This is a genomic window from Yoonia sp., assembly GCF_046292185.1.
Lineage (GTDB): Bacteria > Pseudomonadota > Alphaproteobacteria > Rhodobacterales > Rhodobacteraceae > Yoonia.
Map to the genome: position 1 here is coordinate 1 of NZ_JBKBQY010000078.1, position 15,946 is coordinate 15,946.

The following is a 15,946-nucleotide window of genomic DNA, read 5'->3' on the forward strand; positions in this document are numbered from 1 at the left end:
CAAAAGCGCACGCAGACGTGGCCATGTCGCAACCGGAAGGTCCGAAAACCGCGCGGGAAAATCCATAACTGCCTCAATTCGCGGGATCATTTCGCCCCGCTTTTGATGCAAACTAACGCAGCCGGGGCGCTTGTGTCCAGCGCCCGCCTCGTTTTGGCGGGAATTTGTGGCATTTCAGACCGGGCGCGCCCATCTTCTGCGCCTCAATAGCGCAGCCGAGGGCGTCAGATACTTACCCCAAAGCCCGCGCCGCCGCGACCGCCAGCCGCAGTAACCGCGCCTCGGTTCCAGTCTGCCCGTTGAACATGATCCCGCAGGACGGTACGCTGGTGGGCAAAGTGATCGAACAGACATCCAGCAAGTTCGCCACGCGGGTGTTGCGCAGGGCAAGCAGGTTTTCAGATTTGTAATAGGCGTCATCCGTCAACAAACGTTCCGCATCCGGCGGCAACAAAGGTGCCGTCGCCATGATCACCGCGTCGAATTGCGCGGTCTCGGCGGCATATTCCTTGCGGATGCCGCGCAGGATATTCCAGCCCGCCACGAAATCGGGGCCGGATACGGTTTTGCCGCCGCGCACACGTTCCAATATCTGGGGGAACATCTTTTCGGGATGCGCCTCGACCAGATCGCGCCACCAGCCATAGCTTTCGGCGGCATAAAGATTGCCCGCCACGTTGAACGCATCGAAAAGCTGCGAAAAATAGCGATGTTCGACCTGCGCGCCAGCAGCCTTCAGGCGATCCACCGCCGCCTCGAACGCCATTCGCGGGGTATCGCGCATATCGTCCGGCGCAATCGTATCCAGCACCATCAACCGGACACCGGACAGATCGGCGCCCGTCAGGTCAACAGGCTTTGCCCCTTCCAGCGCGGCAAGCAGCAAACCCGCATCCTCCACCGACCGGCACAGGGGTCCGACGGTATCAAAGGTCAGGCACAACGGCACAACACCCTCCAACGACAGCCGCCCGTGGCTGGTTTTCAGCCCAATCAGGTCATTCCACGCTGCCGGTATCCGCACCGACCCGCCGGTATCCGTGCCGATCCCCGCCGCCGCCAGCCCGAACGCGACCGAGGCCGCAGCCCCCGACGATGATCCCCCCGCCACAGCATTCACATCATTCACGCAAGGCGGCGTTGCAGTGATCGGGTTCAGGCCCAGACCGGAAAAGGCAATTTCCGACATATGCGTCTTGCCCAGACAAACCAGCCCCGCCGCCGTGGCATTTTCTAGCACCACGGCATCCCGCTCCGGCACGCGGCCAGCCATCAGGGCTGTCCCCGCCTCGGTCCCGATACCGGCGCTGTCGAACAAATCCTTCCACGACACCGGCACGCCATCCAACGGCCCCCGGCGCAGCCCGGATGCGGCCCGCTCTGCCGCTGCCTTTGCCTCGGCCCGCGCGCGGGCATGCGTCACACGCGCATAGATCCGGTCGCGATATTCATGGGTGTCGATGGCATCCAGATAAATCTCGGTCAGCGCGACCGGGTCAATCGCCCCGGCGGCAATGCCCCGCCCCAGATCGGCGGCAGTTTGCCAGCGCCAGTCATCCATCATTATACTCCTGTTTGGCGGGACCCTAGCGGCGCAAAGGCGCATGGACAATCCCGCCTCTTGGCGCATATTGATCCTTATGAAAAATGATATGATCATCGTGGGTGGCGGCCTGAACGGACCTGCCCTGGCCTTGGCAGCGGCGCAAGCCGGTTTCACCGTGACGATAATCGACAGCCTGCCCTTGCCTGTCCACAAGGACCCTGATTTCGACGGGCGCAGCTATGCGCTGGCGCTGACATCCATGCGGTTGCTGCGCGGCATTGGCATCTGGCCCGTGATCGTGGAAAAGGCCCAGCCAATGCTGGAAATCAAGGTCACAGACGGGCGTGCCGGCGAAGGCCCCAGCCCCTGGATGATGCATTTCGACCATGCCGAGATCGAAGAAGGCCCGATGGGCTATCTGGTCGAAGACCGGCACCTGCGCCGCGCTTTCCTTGATGCCATGGCGGCGGACGAGCGCATCACACATCTGGCTGCTGAAACCGTCGTGGGGCAGCAGGTCGCGCCGGGCGGCGTGACTGTCACGCTGGCGTCCGGTGCGACATTGGACGCCACTTTGCTGATCGGGTCGGACGGGCGTAAATCCGGCACCGCCGCACGTGCAGGCATCAAACGCACCGGCTGGGATTACGGACAGACCGCCGTGGTCTGCGCCGTGACCCATGACAAACCCCATAACGGCATCGCGCATCAATTCTTCATGCCCGCCGGGCCACTGGCGATCCTGCCACTGACCGGCAACCGCAGTTCCATCGTCTGGAGCGAGACAACAGCCCGCGCCAAAGCGCTGATGGTGATGGACGAGGCGTCCTTTACCGCCGCATTAAAGCCCGCCTTCGGCAGTTTCTTGGGCGATATCAGCCTGACCGGGGCGCGGTTCAGCTATCCTTTGAACCTGACACTGGCCAACAGCCTGATCGCGGACCGTGTGGCGCTGGTCGGCGACGCGGCCCACGGCATCCACCCGATTGCGGGGCAAGGGCTGAACGCCGGTCTGCGCGATGTCGCCGCCTTGGCCGATGTGCTGGCCACCGCGCGCAGCCGGGGTGAGGATATCGGCAGCGCCCAGACGTTGCAGCGTTATCAGGAATGGCGGCGGTTCGACACGGCAACGCTCGCGCTGGCGACGGACACGTTCAACCGGCTGTTTTCCAACGACAAGCCCCTGATCCGCGCCGCCCGCGACATCGGCATGGGGCTGATCAACAGCGCCCCCCGCTTGCGGCGCGGCTTCATGCGGCAGGCGGCAGGGCTGAACGGTCATTTGCCACGGTTGATGCAGAGATGATCCAGCTTTGCGGACAATTGATCTGCCAGACGTCAGAGCAGGCGGCGCGTGTGGCACACCACCTGCCCGAACATACCCGCCTGTCGCGGGCAGAGGCGGGATGTATCCGTTTCGAAGTTAGGCAAACCGACGATCCATTGATCTGGCACGTCGATGAGACATTCACCGACAGGGCCGCGTTCGATGCACATCAACAACGGACACAGGCGTCAGCCTGGTGGGTGGCCACCGCAGATATCAGGCGGGAATTCACCGTGTCGGATAATTGAAAATCGGGTGCAAAGCCGCCCTCACTCCACCTGCCGCGCCTCATCCACCAGCATTACGGGTATCCCGTTCCTGATCGGAAATGCCAGATGCGCGTTCTCACTGATCAGTTCCTGCTTTTCGGCATCATAACGCAGGGTGGCGTGAGTGACGGGGCAAACCAGCGCCTCCAGCATCCTGGGGTCGAATTCTGCACTGCTCATTGCATGACACCTTCGCCATCGCCGCCACGCAGGGAATATTCCATCAGCGTCAGCAGGGTTTCGCGCCTGGTGGACAGCGACGGTGCCTCCAGCAGGGCCTGTTTGTCTTCCGGGGTGAAGGGGCAGAGCATGGACAGCGAATTGATCAGCAATTCATCCTCAGCCTCTTTCAGGCTGTCCCAGTCGGTGGACAGGCCACGATCCTCCAGAAAGCGGTTCAGCGCTTTCATGAAACTTTGACGGTCGAAATCGTCGTCCTTTTCCACAGGCCCCAGATCGCGGGAAAAGCCCTGCCAGTTCACCTTGCAGCGGCGGTAGGGGGTGAAACCTTCGACCTCTTCGACGATACGGAACCGGGACGCGCCCGACAGGGTGATCATGTAACGGCCATCCTCAGTCTCGGAAAACGCGGTCAGCTTGCCCGCGCAACCGATGCTGTGCAGCTTTCCGGCGGCGCCGGGGGAATCATAGGGCTGCACCATCCCGATCAGCCGCGAGGATGTCTTCAGCACGTCATCGAGCATCGCCAGATAGCGCGGCTCGAACAGATGCAGCGGCAAGCGCGAACGCGGCAAAAGCAGCGCGCCGGGCAGGGGAAACACCGGGATGGTGTCTGGCAGATCAGTTGATGAAATCATAAGATGATAATAGCCCGCTGTCGTGATCAGGCAAATATGATCGACGACAGTTTACGCCGCCCGGTCAGGACAATCGGGTCCTTGGCATCGCGGGCGTCGAATATTTTGAATAATTGGGTTTTTGCGGCCCCTTCGTTCCAGTCCCGGTCGCGGCGGAAAAGCTCCAGCAACTCATTCACGGCCTGTTCCACCTCGCCGTTGGCATGTAGCGCCACGGCCAGATCGAACCGGGCCTGATGGTTCGCCGGGTCCGCATCGACCTGCGCCTGCAACTCGCTGATAGGTCCGGCATCGGCCGCCTCGCGCAGCAGGGTGATCTGGGCGTGCAACGCCTCTAACGCGGGATCAGTCGAAATTTCGGCAGGCGCGCCGTTCAAAATCGCCTCGGCCTGATCGATATCGTTCAGCGCCAGATAGGACCGGACCAGCCCGGCATAGGCGCGGACATTGGCAGGATCTTCCTGCAGGATCGCAGCAAAGGTTTCGGCAGCATCCGTGGCGGCCCCTTCGGTCAGCATCAGATCAGCGGCATCCAGCGCCTCGGTCAGCCCGTCATCTTCGGGCGCGCTGGCAAGATTGGCGATCTTTTCGACAAAGGCGTTGATCTCGGACGGCGGCAGCGCCCCCTGAAACCCGTCCACCGGGCGACCCTGATAAAAGGCATAGACCGTGGGGATCGACTGCACCCGCAACTGGCCCGCATACGCGGGGTTGGCATCCACATCGATCTTGACCAGCTTGACGCGGCCAGCGGCCTTGGTCACCGCCGCCTCGATCGCGGGGCCAAGCGTCTTGCACGGGCCGCACCACGGTGCCCAGAAATCGACGATCACCGGCACATCCTGCGAGGCTTGGATCACATCAGCCGGGAAACTGGCATCTGTGCCGTCCTTGATGACATCGACAGGGGGTTGCGGTTTCGCGTTCAGTTCCAGCATGGCGGTGCTCCTTGATCGGGATTTGACCTTCTATATGTGTGCAATCATGCCCAGCGCCAAGAGGCAATGGCGCTTTCCCTTGCCTGACCCAGGCTTTAAACTGCACCCATGACCCGTCATTTCCCCAGATTGGCCGCTATCGCCGTGCTGCGCCACGCAGGCCGGGTGCTGCTGGTGCGGCGCAAGAACCCGCCGGATGCGGGGCGCTGGGGCTTTCCCGGCGGGCATGTCGATCCCGGAGAGACAGCACTAGCCGCCGCCCTGCGCGAACTGGCCGAGGAAACCGGCGTGCAGGGGCGCGCGCAGGGCTATCTGACAAATCTTGATATCATTCAACATGATGCGACAGGACGGCTGGAATTCCATTTCCTGCTGGCCGTGGTGCTGTGCGATTACGTCAGCGGCACGCCTGTCGCGGCGGATGACGTGTCCGATGTCGGCTGGTTCAGCCCGCAAGAGATCACCGGTCTGGATTGCAGCGCCGATGTGGAACGGATCGCGCGGCTGGCCTATTCGACAACGCCGACAATCGGGCCAAGCTGAAACCCGAAATCGGACCGGCCAAGCGCAGGGGCGTGCAGCCGCGACACCTTGCCATCGAAATACAGCGCATTGGGCAATTGCAGGTAATCGCGAAAGAAACTGGCGAATTCGTGGAAACTGACCGCGTTGTTGGAAATGACAAAGACCGCACGATCCCCCGCCCCGGTGGTGCCGACTCCATTGCGCAGAAACCGCGAATTGCTGTCAGGCAGGAACCTTGGGTGCAGCGCCCCGTCGATCACCAGCATCGGGCCGGATTGGGTGGCGTCGCGGCAGGTTGGGTTTTCCGCGATGTAATCCATCGTTTCGAACACAAGCGCGCTGTCGTCATTGATGCAGAACACGCCATTGGGCAGCAGACCAAAATTGCCCGGTCCGGCGTTGGGGATGACGCGCATCGCCTCTACCCCGCCTTCGATATACAGCCCGACCGGGGCGCGATCAGGATGATACATCCCCGCATTCATCGCAAAAGGCAGGGCCGCGACGTCGGGCATTGCCTCGATCCCGCGGAAACTGCCGATGATACCATCGGCCTGCCGGTGGAACAGGCGTAGGTTGTCACGGGCGGGATCGACCGTGCAGGTGGTATAGCTTTTATCCAGATAGCTGACATTTTCGCAGGTCACGGCCGCTGCAGGGGCTGCAAACCAGATCAACAGCAACCACAGCGCGCGTTTCACTTGTCCAGATCCTGCCTGACGTGATCCTCCGCCAACAGCGCACGTGTGGCGTCCATCTGATCGAATGTGCCGTCCAGTTGGAACCGCAATTCGGGCGCGAATTTCATCGTGCCGCCCTTGACCACCAGATGCCGGACCTCGTGGCGGTTGCGGCGCAGCGCGTCCAGGGCTTCTTCCTTGCCCTCACCGCCCAGTGGCAGGATGAACGCCGTCGCGATCCGTAGATCGGGTGACATACGCACCTCGCCCACGGTGATGGACATGCGTGCAAGGTCGGGGTCGTGGACTTCACCCCGCTGCAGGATTTCGGACAATGTCCGGCGGATCATCTCGCCCACCCGCAGCATCCGCTGCGTCGGGGCTTTACCGTCTCTTTGTGTGTTCTTTGCCATGAGGGACATTTAATCACTCTTGCCCGCAAAGCCAAGCAAGGCTTTGCGTCCTGCGCCAAGCGCCGCTAAACAGGGCGCAAAGCGAAGGGGCAGACATGACCGACACACCGGGAATCGTGATCACTGGGGGATCAGGGCGCATGGGGCAGATGCTGATCCGTGCCGTGCTGGCATCGGACAAATGCCATCTGACCGGGGTGCTGGAACGGCAGGGCCACGCATGGGTCGGGCAGGATATCGGCACCGCCATGGGTGGCCAGCCTGTCGGCGTCGCCGTGACCGATGATGCGCTGGCGGCCTTCGCGCGCGCGCAGGCGGTGATCGACTTTACCGCGCCGGCCGCAACGGTCGAATTTGCAGCACTTGCCGCGCAAGCGCGCGCCGTGCATGTGATCGGCACCACGGGCCTGTCTGTCGATGACATCGCGGCCATCGACAGGGCCGCCCATCATGCGGTGATCGTGCGGGCGGGGAATATGTCGCTCGGCGTTAATCTGCTGGTCAAGCTGACCCAGAAAGTCGCCGCCGCCCTCGACCCCGATTTCGATATCGAAATTGTCGAAGCGCATCACAGCCAAAAGGTAGACGCGCCCTCCGGCACCGCCCTGATGCTGGGCGAGGCTGCCGCCGCGGGCCGTGGCGTGCCCCTGTCAGATGTCCGCGACTCTGGGCGCGACGGCATGACCGGCGCGCGCAAACGCGGTGATATCGGTTTCAGCGCGATCCGCGGCGGCGATATCGTGGGCGAACATGACGTCATCTTTGCCGCCGCCGGGGAACGGATCGTGCTGCGGCATCTGGCGACCGACCGGGCGATTTTCGCCCGCGGCGCGCTAAAGGCAGCACTTTGGGGTCAGGACAAGACCCCCGGCGCTTATGACATGATGGATGTGCTGGGGCTGTAACCCCCATCACCGATGCGGCCAGAATGAACCAACCGACCCCTTTGTGCGTATAAAATCAGACGCAAACGGAGGTTGACGATGAAAACACTGGCTCTTTCACTCGGCCTGACCCTGACTGCGGGCGCTGCTTTCGCCGATTACGCGCCCGTCACGGATGAGGCCGCTTTCATGCAACTGGTCGAAGGCCGCGAATTGCGCCATCGGTTCTATCCAATCAGGCTGGTCGTGCAGAATGACGGGCAGGTCACCGGCAGCGCTGTCGGTTGGGATGTCGCAGGCACATGGAGCTGGCAGGACGGTTATTTCTGCCGTGAACTGGTCTGGGGCGGCGACCCGATCCCCTTTAATTGCCAATTGGTCGAGGTCAACGATGACCTGATCCGATTTACCGTCGATCAGGGGGCGGGTCAGGCCGCCGCATTCCGGCTGCGGTGATCAGCCCAGCTCGCGGCTGCCATAGCGCAGGATAACGGGGACGATCAATTCTTCCTCGTCCACCAGATGACGGTTGAGAAGTTTTTCAAGCCGGGTCAGCTCGGTCTGGAAAACGCCGCCCTGATCCTGCAGTTTTGCCCGGTCGCCGGTGGCCTGCAAGACGCCATTTGCGCTGGTCACAAAGGACGCCAGAAATTCATCCAGCGCATGGTGATCGGCATCCAGAATGTCGAAACCCTTGCTGATGCGCTTGTCCTTGTGAATCAGCTTGGGGAAATAATAGGTGTCTTCGATCGTGTGATGTTCGTGCAGACCGTTCACGAACATCCCGCCATAGCGCGACAGCGTGGCACCAAACTGATCCGGGGCCATCTTGCGGTCCAGCAGCAGATCCGTGGCGCCGGACATTTCCTTCATCAGGCGACGGAACATCAGGTGCCGGTCCAGCCAGAACCTGATCAACCCGTCAAAGCCGGGGTCCTTTTCCCAGCCTTCGCGCGGATATTCCGCCAGAAGCACCTGCAATGCATCCGGCAGCTTTTCGCGGCTGATCAGGGCAAGTTCATCATTCATCTTCTGTCCTATCATCTTTGATGCAGACATAATCGCCCCGCCTCGCGCTGCCTAGGTGGGCGATTGTGCGTCAGCGCACCGCGACTCTGGCACAGACGCAGATCGGATCAGTAGTCGCGCTCAAAAAACACGCCGATGCTGGTGCCCCCATCCTGATCGACCCCGCCTCTGGCGACGATCTCATCGGTGATGTCCAGATTCAGGTTGATTTCTGTCCCGCCGGTGCCGACCGTTACATCGGTATAGACGTTTTCCGACAGATAGCGGCCCGCGCGCACGGCGGCACCGCCATCTTCATCAGTGACCACATCGAAATCATCCAGACCAAGGTTCTGCCGGAACTGATCCATCACCCCGCCGCCGCCACGCCCGGCCAAAGTGCTGATCGCCGAGGCAAGCTGCACCGCCTGCAAAGGCGTGATACTTTGCAGGTCGCGCCCAAAAATCAATTGTGACAGCACTTCGTCCTGCGGCAGGTCGGGCACGGATTGGAAAGTCACCTCTGGTTCGCTGGCCGGACCTTCGACGATGATGCTGATCTGCGTGCCGCCCGCGCTTTGAGTCGTGGCGACCAGACGGATATAGGGTTCGAAATCGCCCTGCAGCGATGCGCTGCCTTCGGTCAATTCAAACCGCTGCTGCAGAATGTCGATGCGTCCGCGCAACAGTTCGAACCGGCCCACGGGGATGACATTAGCACTGGTGCCACCGATGGTCAGTTGCCCGCCCAGTTCAGCATCAAGGCCACGGCCGCGGATGAAAATTCGCGATGGCGCGTCGATCACGATATTCAACGGAAAGGCCGCGCGCCCACCGCCGCGAGCCCCGGTTGCCTCTGCCCCGCTGGGGAGAAGCCCGGCGCGCGACAGGGTGCGGCGCACATCCGCGGAAGGGTTCTGATGCACGACATCAGGCAGACTGCCCAGCGTGCTGAGGCCGGATGAAGGCACCTGCACATCGGTCTGCCCCAGCGCCAGCTGCCCCGCAATCCGTGCGCCGCCTTGCAGCGGGCCTTGCAAGGTGATCGTGCCGCCCACGGTGGTGCGGTAAAGCTCGGGGTCCTGCAGGACCACATCGGTCAATTGCACTGTGACATCGGCGTTGTTTGCACCGCTCAGCCCGATGGGGCCGTTGACCGCCACGGTGCCGCCGCCTTCGACGTTAGAACGCAGATCGATCTGCGCGGTGCCGTTGGTCAGCCGGACCGCCCCGGTGATTCCGCTCAGCGCCTGACCCAGCGTCGGCGCGGCAAGCCGACCGTTGGCAAAGGTGACCTGCCCGCTCAGCGCGTCCAGACTGGGTGCGCCCTGTGCGCGCAGATCGAAATTCGCAGTCCCGCTCAACCGGCGTGGTTCAATCGCATTATTGGCAAGCCCCAAAGGCGCCGATCCGGTGATACCCAGATCAAGCTGACCAGATTGCGCGACAGTACCGCTGACCTGTGCGGTCAACCCGCCAGGGCCGGTGCCATTGGCGTCGATCCCCCAATTGCCCGCGTTATCCATCGATGCCGTGCCCGTCGCGCGGACCGGCCCGCTGATCTGATCCGTGAACAGACCGATATCGCGCAAACTGGCGTTGAACCGGCCCTGCCCGGTGCCTGCGCTTGTGTCCAGCGCCGCAACCAGCGACACCTGCGGCGTTGTGACCTCAAGCGTGCGGACAGTCAGCACACCCTCTGCCAGTCCGGCATCGACATTGACGCGCCCCGTCCCCGCGAGCAGGGAATCCACGGTCGGGTTCCCGATAGCCAGGTTTTCGCTGCGCAGGTTGATGCGGGCGTCAAACGCGCTCAGATCCGGCAAAAGCGCGCCGGACCCGTTCAGACTGATACTGCCCCTGACCGGCTGACCAATCAGTCCGGCATAGGCGGACAGGTCGGCGACCTGCGCCGATACATCGCCCCTTATGGCATATTCAGCACCAGCATCCGCCACCACCGCATCCAGCCGCAGATCGGTGCCGGGGCCGTTGATCTGCAACAATGTCGCGGTTTCGCCTTCCGGCGTCGGGGTAGCGTCCAATGTCAGCGCAAGCGGCCCGGTCAGCGTGCCGTCCAGCACGCTGGCATCGGGGATACGCAGCGCCAGATCAGCGGTGACAGGGCCGTCAAGCTGCAGATCCGCCGTGCCGCGCAGGTCCAGATTGGGCGTCTGCACCGACAGATTGTTCAGACGCAGGCTGGTATCCCCGGTGCGTTCCATCGCGATTGCGAGGGTGCCGGTCCCTGCCAGCAGCGGATCAAGTTGGTCGATGCCTGTCACCAGGTCCTGCGTGTCACCCGAAATATCCAAGGTAAAGCGGGCCATATCGCTCAGCACCACACCGCGCATGTTCAGCGCCGCAGCCCCGGCCAGCGGGCGGCCAGCGACGTCTGCATAGCGAGACAGGTCTGTGACATCGGCGTCCAGCTCAAAGTTGATGGTCTGGCCATCCTCGGGCACGGGCACAATTGTGCCACTGGTCTGATAACTGGCCGCAGGGCCGGTGCCGGACAGGTTGAATATAATCTGCCCGGTATCCGACATGGTCACCTGCCCGGTCGTGGTCGCGGGACCTTGCAGGCCGGGCTGCACCAGGGCCAGATCGCGCAGCGATGCGGTGATTTCCGCCTGTGACCCGGCGCTCGTCAACGTGACCGCAGCAGCAATTTCGGCGGCATCCGTCGCGACGGTGAAATTTTCCACCCTTGTGCCTGTCGTGTCACGCACCAGATTGGCGGTCAATGTCCCCGTCCCGGCCAACACGGCGTCCGCCTGTGGGATGCCCACGCGCAGGTCGCTGGTCACACCGTTCAGGACAATATCGAACAGCCCGTCAAGCGGCGTCAGATCGGCCGCGATCTCGAAAGATGCATCACCGCCAAGGTCCTGCCCGACAAGCGTCGAAAACCGGCCCAGTCCGACGACATCGATGGTCACGGTCGCATCGGTCTGAAATCCGTTGGCCGGTCCTGCAACCTGCGCCTGACCGGCCAGGTCGATGCCCGCGCCTGTCAGCGTCAGACTGGTCACCTCCGTCGGGGCGCCCTCCATGCGCGACAAGACAAGCGTGCCGGTGACGGCTTCGCCCAAAGCCTCTGCCGTGGCAGTGTCATCCAGTTGCAGCCCTTCCGCGCCATAGCTCAGGTCCGCGGTGAACTGGCCAGTCTGCGCGCCCTCGCCCGATTGCAAAAGACCGCCACCGCGCAGGGTCAATGTGTCAATCGTCAGACCGGGCCTTTCGAGCCCGGTCACCGTGAGATCCATATCCCAATCGTCCGAAACACTGGCGTCGTAATTGACCGCCAGCGTCACATCATCGACCAGCGTGCGTGGGCCGGGCAAGGGCAGCAGCACCGGCTCCGCACTCCCAGATGAAATCCCGCCGGCAATCCGGATCGTCTCGGGCCAGCCTTGGGGGCCAATCTGCACGGTGCCATCCAGATTGACGCGGCCCGCCTCCAATGCGATGCGGGGGATATCAATCCTTCCGTCATCTGTGCGGTTCAACGCCAGCTGCAATTGCGCGTCGGTACCAAAGAAATCCTGATATTCCTCTGCAAACAGGGCCGAAATATCACCCCCGACATCCAGCCGCACCTGTTGCCTGCCTTCGGTACTGGTCAGGACGAAATCCCCTGCCAGCCGGTCCTGCCCGTCGGTGGCCAGCGTAAGGCTGGCAGCGAAATCATCCAAAGGCGCATTGCCTTCCACCGTCAACTGGACCGAAGGACGGCCCGGCAAATCCATCAGCCGTGCGGCGATCCCGTCCGGCCCTTCCTGCAGGTTGAGCAACAGCGCCAGCACATTGGTGTCATTGGAATAGCTGCCGTCGATCTGGAAAACGCCCTCTTTCCCGTCCAGCCTTGTGGCCAGCACATCGGCACGGCCTTCGCCGCCCGCAAGGTTTGCCGATCCCGACAGGCTGACCACCACGGGTTCGCCCAGAAAGGTTTCATTCAGTTCAATCCGATCGATCTGCAACACGCCCAGCGACACGCTGACCGGCAGTTCCGGCAGGGCGAAAGGCTGGGCCTCTGGCGACGGCCCGGTGTCGCCACCGATGGGCGCACGGTCCACGATCACGCGGCCTGCGCGCAATTGCTGCACGTTGATTGCCCCCCGCAGAAGCGATGCCCTGCTCCACTGCAGGACCAGATCTTCCAGCGTCAGCCAGACGCCTTCTGCATCGGCGATGGTGATCTGGGCGATACGGGCCTCGGAACTCAGCGCGCCTTCGAAACCGGTGATCGTGACAACGCGGTCCTCGCCCGACAGGTTGCTTTCGATCAGATTGGTCAGATAACCACGGTCGTCATCCGATGTTTGCGCCGACACTGACACAGGCAGCAACAACAGGATGATCAGGCAAATAAATCTCAAAACGCTTGTCCTATTCCGATGTAAACCTGCACGCTGCCTCCGGCGTCGTCGCCGCTGGCAGGTGTCCCGATATCCAGCCGGATCGGCCCGATACCTGTATCATAGCGCGCGCCGATCCCGGCACCTGCGTGCCAGTCGCCGCTTTCGCCGGGCACGGCGGTTTCGCCGATATAGCCCACGTCATAAAACCCGACGAGAGACAGGTTCTCGCGGATGTCAAAGCGCGCCTCGAACTGCCCCCCCAGAAAAGAGGTGCCGCCAGTCGTGACAACATCCCCCCCGACCAGCGTTTCGACGCCAAGTGATTGATATGGCTGGCCCCGCACGGTGCCGCCGCCACCGGAATAATACAGGAAATCCGCCGGGGCATCGCTGATATCCGCGCCCACAAGGCTGCCGACCATCCCGCGCGCGGCCAGCGTCAGCCCGTCATTTTCGCCAAAGCTGCGATAGACGCGGGCATCGCCATAGAGACGCGCACCGTTCAATTCGCCATCAATGCTGACAAAAGGCGTCGCCCGCCCGTCAAGATAATACCCGGACGCGGCGTTGGCGGCATTGTCGCGACGGTCAAGCGTTGCGCGCAAGGGCAGGATGACCAAGGTGTAATCACGTTCGCCCAGCTCTGTTTCTTCGCGTGCGGTCAACAGGCCGATCCCGGCACGGACAGTCAGATCGTCCGTCAGATAACGGGTCAGGCCTGTTTCAATCTCGAATTTGTCGATCAGAAATGTGGGTTCATCCTGCCGTGAAACTTCTGCCTCGATATAAAAATCGGTATCGGCGCCAAAGGTCGCAGGGCGGGCAAAGCTGGCGCGCAGGCTATAATCGGTGCCGCCGGTTTCCCCGCTGATGTCGGAAACGCTGGCATCCACGCGCAACCGTTCCGCGCCGCCCAGAAAATTCCGGTGCAGCCAGAACGTGGACAGGGTCAGCCCTTCGACCGAGGATAATTCGATACCGAAACCGATCCGGCGCAGCGCGGCCTCATCCACCTGGGCGCGCACTGGGATCGTCTCATCCGGCCCCGGCTCTTCGCCTATGCGCAGGGCAACACTGTTGAAGGTGCCGGTGCGGCGCAGCCGGGTCTCGGCGGCATCCACGGCATCGGGGGAATAAATCTCGCCCACCGGAAGCCCTGCGATTTCACGTATCCTTTCGGGGCGGACCCTGAAATTGCCGTTCACTTCCAGCTCTCCGAAACGCAACTGGGGTCCGGGGTTAAGCCCGACAGTCACGTCCAGCTTTTCATCTGCATGGCGGGCGACGATCTGTTGGGTGTCGATCCCTGCCAGCGGATAACCCAGTTCGCGCCAGGCGGTCACGCCGGCATTCGCGGCGGTTCTGATCTCGCCCGACCGGGCCCGTTCGGTCGGGCCCAGATCAGCAGGAAATTCAGTCTCTGGCGGCACCGGCGCGATGGATACCTGCCCGAATGTAAAGGCAGGGCCGGAATTCACGGTGATCACCACCTCGCCAATCGCGGACGTCACGGCCAAGGGCGAGATATTCGCCGCCTCGGCCCCGTCCACGGTGATCGATACGGTGCCGGAATAATATCCCTCGGCATAAAGCGCTGTCAGCAACCGGCGATAGTCCGCGCGCGCGGCGGCGACATAATCCTGCGGACCGGCGGTATCTTCCAGCGACAGGAGCAAGGATGCAGCGGTCAGCGCATCCTCTGCATTATCGGCAACCAATCGGACTTCCTGGCCTGTGGCCATACCGGCCCCTAAAATCAGGGCTGTCGTCATCCACAAGCTTGTCTTCACGTCGTGACCTCGGAACATAATGTACTTATTCGGTATCACACCTACCGCAAGATGGGCTTGGTGGCCAATCACAACCTGTAACGGGTGCCGAGACGCTTTGTTCCGGCGCGCGGGTAATCGCGTCATCCGGCAGTGTCCTGTGCGCATCCCAGGCCATGCGCCGGTAGTCATTGAGCAGCGCCACCCGCCGTGGCCGGAAGCTGTTGCCGTTATGTGCAGCATGCAGCATGCGGTGAACGTGGAATAACCGGTAATCCTGCCGCAGCAGGCAATAGGCCAGCAGCATCAGCGTATTGTCACTATAGGACAGGCCCAGCGGCCAGACCTCGCGCTCGGTCGCCACATGCTGCTGGTCCAGATAGCCGATGGTCAGGCTGCGTTCTTCCCAACAGGCCTGACGCAGCAGGGCCAGATCAACCTTGACCGGGGGCCTTGCCGCAGGCGCACGCCAGCTGCGCATCACGCGATGCGACGCCTGTCGCGCCTGCGGGTCGGGCAGCGTGGCGATGATCCGGCCCAGCGCATCCTGCCCCGCGCGCAGCAGATCCGGATCGCCGATCTGCGCCAGCCCGCTCATGGCCAGCATCAGCGCCTCGATCTCCAGCCGTGAAAAACTCTGCGGTGGCAGTGCGGGATCTTCGGTCAGCACGTAACCGACCCCCGCCGCGCCATCGATCAACGCCCCACCCGCGCGCAAGGTCGCGATATCGCGGTAAAGCTGGCGTTGCGATATTCCGGTTTCCTCTGCCAGCCGTCGCGCCGTCACAGGCGGCGGCAAGCGGCGCAGGGCATCCATCAATCGCATCAAACGGTCGGTCCGGGCCATGGGTTACTGCCGCATTCTGTCAGGAGGCTTCATCTATACGAAAATCCCATACATAAAGCGAGGTTGCTATGCCTGTTCTCTACCATTCTCCCAATTCCCGGTCTTCTTCCATCATCACATTGATCGACGAACTGGGTGCCGATGTTGATATCGTCGAGGTGACGATCCCCCGTCAGGACGGATCGGGCGGGCCGGACCCGCAAAACCCCCACCCCGAAAAGAAGGTGCCTTATCTGGTCGATGGCGATGAGCATATCCGCGAACGCGGCGCCATCATCCTGCATCTAACCGACAGCTATCCGCAAGCGGGGCTGGGCCCCGTCCATGGTGCGCCGGGGCGGGGCGATTATCTGTCATGGCTGTTCTATTATCAGGGTGTGATGGAACCTGTCATCATCCTGCAGTGGGCGCAGATCAATCACCCCGCGATCACGGCCAGCCTGCGCGACTTTGCCACCATGACAGACCGGCTATCCGCGGCATTGCGCGACAAACCCTATCTGCTGGGTGAGACTTATTCAGCCGCCGATCTGCTGTGCAGCAGCCCGTTCCTGT

The 15,946-nt window shown here is 62.3% G+C and carries 16 protein-coding genes; 6 read left to right on the plus strand and 10 right to left on the minus strand.

The window, feature by feature from the left end; translation table 11 throughout:
- Positions 1 to 232: 232 nt before the first annotated feature.
- Positions 233 to 1,561 carry an amidase gene (locus ACK4TM_RS13300; protein WP_409702071.1) on the minus strand — a complete coding sequence of 443 codons (1,329 nt, stop codon included), beginning with the start codon at positions 1,559 to 1,561 and terminating at the stop codon, positions 233 to 235.
- Between the two features lie 43 nt (positions 1,562 to 1,604).
- Here ACK4TM_RS13300 and ACK4TM_RS13305 point away from each other — a divergent pair, with 43 nt between their 5' ends.
- Together ACK4TM_RS13305 and ACK4TM_RS13310 are read left to right on the plus strand one after the other, a co-directional pair.
- Positions 1,605 to 2,852 (plus strand): UbiH/UbiF/VisC/COQ6 family ubiquinone biosynthesis hydroxylase, encoded by a 1,248-nt coding sequence (locus ACK4TM_RS13305; protein WP_409702040.1) that lies wholly within the window; start codon positions 1,605 to 1,607, stop codon positions 2,850 to 2,852.
- Positions 2,849 to 3,121 carry a putative quinol monooxygenase gene (locus ACK4TM_RS13310; protein ID WP_409702042.1) on the plus strand — a complete coding sequence of 91 codons (273 nt, stop codon included), beginning with the start codon at positions 2,849 to 2,851 and terminating at the stop codon, positions 3,119 to 3,121. The genes ACK4TM_RS13305 and ACK4TM_RS13310 overlap by 4 nt, the downstream gene beginning before the upstream one ends.
- A 21-nt stretch (positions 3,122 to 3,142) precedes the next feature.
- Here ACK4TM_RS13310 and ACK4TM_RS13315 read toward each other — a convergent pair whose 3' ends face one another.
- Genes ACK4TM_RS13315 through ACK4TM_RS13325 form a run of 3 tightly spaced genes read right to left on the minus strand, consistent with a single transcriptional unit; the run spans position 3,143 to position 4,898 of the window.
- Positions 3,143 to 3,322: a Trm112 family protein gene (locus ACK4TM_RS13315; RefSeq protein ID WP_409702044.1), complete on the minus strand. Its 180-nt coding sequence runs from the start codon at positions 3,320 to 3,322 to the stop codon at positions 3,143 to 3,145.
- Positions 3,319 to 3,960, minus strand: coding sequence for an LON peptidase substrate-binding domain-containing protein (locus ACK4TM_RS13320; RefSeq protein ID WP_409702046.1), 642 nt, complete (start codon positions 3,958 to 3,960; stop codon positions 3,319 to 3,321). Before ACK4TM_RS13320 ends, ACK4TM_RS13315 begins: the two co-directional genes overlap by 4 nt.
- A gap of 26 nt (positions 3,961 to 3,986) precedes the next feature.
- Positions 3,987 to 4,898 (minus strand): tetratricopeptide repeat protein, encoded by a 912-nt coding sequence (locus tag ACK4TM_RS13325; protein WP_409702048.1) that lies wholly within the window; start codon positions 4,896 to 4,898, stop codon positions 3,987 to 3,989.
- 108 nt (positions 4,899 to 5,006) lie between these two features.
- On the opposite strand from ACK4TM_RS13325, the gene ACK4TM_RS13330 reads away from it, so the two are divergent.
- Positions 5,007 to 5,441 (plus strand): NUDIX hydrolase, encoded by a 435-nt coding sequence (locus ACK4TM_RS13330; protein WP_409702050.1) that lies wholly within the window; start codon positions 5,007 to 5,009, stop codon positions 5,439 to 5,441.
- On the opposite strand, the gene ACK4TM_RS13335 is transcribed toward ACK4TM_RS13330, so the two are convergent.
- Positions 5,408 to 6,124, minus strand: coding sequence for a phosphodiester glycosidase family protein (locus ACK4TM_RS13335; protein WP_409702052.1), 717 nt, complete (start codon positions 6,122 to 6,124; stop codon positions 5,408 to 5,410). The two genes, ACK4TM_RS13330 and ACK4TM_RS13335, sit on opposite strands and share 34 nt — an antisense overlap.
- Positions 6,121 to 6,516: a 30S ribosome-binding factor RbfA gene (rbfA, locus tag ACK4TM_RS13340; RefSeq protein ID WP_409702054.1), complete on the minus strand. Its 396-nt coding sequence runs from the start codon at positions 6,514 to 6,516 to the stop codon at positions 6,121 to 6,123. Before rbfA ends, ACK4TM_RS13335 begins: the two co-directional genes overlap by 4 nt.
- A gap of 95 nt (positions 6,517 to 6,611) precedes the next feature.
- On the opposite strand from rbfA, the gene dapB reads away from it, so the two are divergent.
- Positions 6,612 to 7,421 (plus strand): 4-hydroxy-tetrahydrodipicolinate reductase, encoded by an 810-nt coding sequence (gene dapB / locus ACK4TM_RS13345; protein ID WP_409702056.1) that lies wholly within the window; start codon positions 6,612 to 6,614, stop codon positions 7,419 to 7,421.
- A gap of 78 nt (positions 7,422 to 7,499) precedes the next feature.
- The gene (locus ACK4TM_RS13350) at positions 7,500 to 7,856 is read left to right on the plus strand and encodes a dihydrodipicolinate reductase (RefSeq protein ID WP_409702058.1); all 357 of its coding nucleotides are present in this window, start codon (positions 7,500 to 7,502) and stop codon (positions 7,854 to 7,856) included.
- On the opposite strand, the gene ACK4TM_RS13355 is transcribed toward ACK4TM_RS13350, so the two are convergent.
- The 4 genes from ACK4TM_RS13355 to ACK4TM_RS13370 form a co-directional block, all read right to left on the minus strand.
- Complete coding sequence (locus ACK4TM_RS13355; RefSeq protein WP_409702060.1) at positions 7,857 to 8,429, minus strand: hemerythrin domain-containing protein; 573 nt, start codon at positions 8,427 to 8,429, stop codon at positions 7,857 to 7,859.
- Between the two features lie 107 nt (positions 8,430 to 8,536).
- Positions 8,537 to 12,793 carry a translocation/assembly module TamB domain-containing protein gene (locus tag ACK4TM_RS13360; protein ID WP_409702063.1) on the minus strand — a complete coding sequence of 1,419 codons (4,257 nt, stop codon included), beginning with the start codon at positions 12,791 to 12,793 and terminating at the stop codon, positions 8,537 to 8,539.
- Positions 12,790 to 14,493: an autotransporter assembly complex protein TamA gene (locus ACK4TM_RS13365; RefSeq protein ID WP_409702065.1), complete on the minus strand. Its 1,704-nt coding sequence runs from the start codon at positions 14,491 to 14,493 to the stop codon at positions 12,790 to 12,792. The genes ACK4TM_RS13360 and ACK4TM_RS13365 overlap by 4 nt, the downstream gene beginning before the upstream one ends.
- A gap of 97 nt (positions 14,494 to 14,590) precedes the next feature.
- Entirely contained in the window at positions 14,591 to 15,391 is an 801-nt protein-coding gene (locus ACK4TM_RS13370) for a helix-turn-helix transcriptional regulator (RefSeq protein ID WP_409702067.1), read from the minus strand.
- Positions 15,392 to 15,459: 68 nt separating this feature from the next.
- Here ACK4TM_RS13370 and ACK4TM_RS13375 point away from each other — a divergent pair.
- Positions 15,460 to 15,946: glutathione S-transferase family protein (locus ACK4TM_RS13375; RefSeq protein ID WP_409702069.1), on the plus strand; the 487-nt coding region annotated here is incomplete at its 3' end.

Excerpts from the sequence above, each read along its gene's own strand:
- ACK4TM_RS13350 (WP_409702058.1), top strand. The coding sequence starts at position 7,500 with ATGAAAACACTGGCTCTTTCACTCGGCCTGACCCTGACTGCGGGCGCT.
- ACK4TM_RS13370 (WP_409702067.1), bottom strand. The coding sequence starts at position 15,391 with ATGGCCCGGACCGACCGTTTGATGCGATTGATGGATGCCCTGCGCCGC.
- ACK4TM_RS13315 (WP_409702044.1), bottom strand. The coding sequence starts at position 3,322 with ATGAGCAGTGCAGAATTCGACCCCAGGATGCTGGAGGCGCTGGTTTGC.
- ACK4TM_RS13330 (WP_409702050.1), top strand. The coding sequence starts at position 5,007 with ATGACCCGTCATTTCCCCAGATTGGCCGCTATCGCCGTGCTGCGCCAC.
- dapB (WP_409702056.1), top strand. The coding sequence starts at position 6,612 with ATGACCGACACACCGGGAATCGTGATCACTGGGGGATCAGGGCGCATG.
- rbfA (WP_409702054.1), bottom strand. The coding sequence starts at position 6,516 with ATGGCAAAGAACACACAAAGAGACGGTAAAGCCCCGACGCAGCGGATG.
- ACK4TM_RS13305 (WP_409702040.1), top strand. The coding sequence starts at position 1,605 with ATGGACAATCCCGCCTCTTGGCGCATATTGATCCTTATGAAAAATGAT.
- ACK4TM_RS13355 (WP_409702060.1), bottom strand. The coding sequence starts at position 8,429 with ATGAATGATGAACTTGCCCTGATCAGCCGCGAAAAGCTGCCGGATGCA.
- ACK4TM_RS13300 (WP_409702071.1), bottom strand. The coding sequence starts at position 1,561 with ATGGATGACTGGCGCTGGCAAACTGCCGCCGATCTGGGGCGGGGCATT.
- ACK4TM_RS13310 (WP_409702042.1), top strand. The coding sequence starts at position 2,849 with ATGATCCAGCTTTGCGGACAATTGATCTGCCAGACGTCAGAGCAGGCG.
- ACK4TM_RS13320 (WP_409702046.1), bottom strand. The coding sequence starts at position 3,960 with ATGATTTCATCAACTGATCTGCCAGACACCATCCCGGTGTTTCCCCTG.
- ACK4TM_RS13325 (WP_409702048.1), bottom strand. The coding sequence starts at position 4,898 with ATGCTGGAACTGAACGCGAAACCGCAACCCCCTGTCGATGTCATCAAG.